The following is a 1,721-nucleotide window of genomic DNA, read 5'->3' as shown; positions in this document are numbered from 1 at the left end:
GGCGAAGGTGCCGTCGGGGATCAGCTCGCCGATGGGGGCCATCTGCGGCTGGGCGTCGTTGAGATCGTAGCTCATGGATCTGTCCTTTGCGTCTGGATCAGGAAGGGATGGTGGATTGAGCGGGTGCCCGGCCGTCGATCTTCGCGATCAGCGCGCCGAGATCGGGCGCCTCGGTCACATCAAGCCGGCCGGAACGGTCCTTGGCGGGAAGGCCCCAGGGGTTGCCGGAGCGGCAGACGAGGCGGCGTTCGGCGGAGGTCTCGTCGAGGGTCCAGTCGCCCTTGGCGTCGCGGCCGAAGAGCTGCATCGAGACGACCTGATCGACGATGCCCGGCAATTCGCGCCCGGCCTTCGTGCCCTCCATCTGCGGCTGCCATGTCGTCGCGCCGAATTCGTCGGTGACCTTCTCGAGCACGCCGACGAAGATCACCGTCTTGCCGCGGGCGTGCTGCAGATGCTTCAGCGCCTGGATCACCTCGCGGCCGAGCAGCCCGTAGGCGCCACGGACATCGGGCTTCCCGGTCCGCTCGGAAAAGGCCTCCGGCTGCTGGCGGGCATAGGCCATGGCCTGACGCGTCAGGTCGGTGATCGAGTCGACGAAGACGATCCGCTTGCGGGCGAGGAAGTCCTCGATGCCCGTGCCGAGATACTGCTGCTGCAGCCAGGCGTGATACTCGGCGCCATACCAGGACTTCGGATGCTGGGCCGGATCGTGGCCGCCGATCAGCACGGCGAGGTCGCGGAAATCGGTGAAGCTGCGCACCGGGATCGAGTCCCCGCGCCAGTCCTGCACCGATTTCATACCGGCCTCGAGATCGAGACAGACTGTGTCCTCGGCGGGCAGCGATTTCAGGAGCGTTGTCTTGCCGACGCCGGGCGGACCGAAGATGGCGAGGGACGTCTTGTTCTCGGCGGCCGAGAGCCGTTCGTCGGCGGTGATGATGCGGAAGGCCATGGGGTTCTCCGGGGTGTGAATTCAGGGGGCGCGGCGGCGGGGGTGACCGGGTGCCGAAGGGGAACCTGCCCGGCGTTGCCGACCGGGCGTCCCGCCGCCGCGCGTCACCGGTCTCGAGCCTCGAGCCGGAAGACGGGTTTGCCGGTGGTTTCGCTGCGCGCGTCCGCGAAGCCCTCGCGCATCGCCGCGGGCCAGGCGCCGAAGCGCCGCTCGGGAACGCGATAGGCGATCTCGAGATACTCGGTGGGATCGTCGCCCGCGGCGCGGATGCGCTCGGCCATGGCGGCAAGCCGGTCCTGATCCCAGGAAACCTTCTTCGGCAGGTCCGCGACAACCACGACACCCTCGTCCTCGACCCTCACGGTGCCGCTGGTCTTCCCCTGCGCGGTCCGCTCGGCCGCGGCGGCGCCCTCGTAGCGTTGCGCGATCCCGGCCTCGAGCCGGTCCCGCAGCCGCTTCACGCGGGCAGTCTCGGCGAGCGCCGTCGTCTGCAGATCCAGCAGCATCTCGGGCGGCAACGCCGCGATGTCGCCGATGGCGAGACCTTCGAGATCAATGAGGCGGGGGGCATTGTCGGGGTGCGGCATGGCGGGGTCTCCGTTGGAAGGGAATGGCAGGGCCATCACGCGGCGCGCTCTTCGAGGAGCAGCGCCGAGAGCGAGGCGTTGGCGGCTCTGGGTCTGGGTCGCGCGACGGCGATGTAGGCGAAGCGGTCGGGGCCCACGCGCTCCTGCACGAGGTGGACGAGGCCCTTCTCGAAGGCGCC

At 69.3% G+C, this 1,721-nt stretch carries 2 protein-coding genes; both read right to left on the bottom strand.

Translation table 11 applies throughout. The features are described from left to right. Positions 1-97 precede the first annotated feature (97 nt). Positions 98-955, bottom strand: a complete 858-nt coding sequence (locus Q0938_RS19075) for an ATP-binding protein (RefSeq protein ID WP_299365689.1) — start codon at positions 953-955, stop codon at positions 98-100. A gap of 104 nt (positions 956-1,059) precedes the next feature. Further along, positions 1,060-1,542, bottom strand: a complete 483-nt coding sequence (locus tag Q0938_RS19070; RefSeq protein WP_299365687.1) for a hypothetical protein — start codon at positions 1,540-1,542, stop codon at positions 1,060-1,062. Between the last annotated feature and the right edge of the window lie 179 nt (positions 1,543-1,721).

The sequence above is a fragment of the uncultured Paracoccus sp. genome, assembly GCF_947496875.1.
GTDB lineage: Bacteria > Pseudomonadota > Alphaproteobacteria > Rhodobacterales > Rhodobacteraceae > Paracoccus.
Note: the sequence above shows the minus strand (reverse complement) of the source record. Positions and strands in the feature narration are given on the sequence as shown.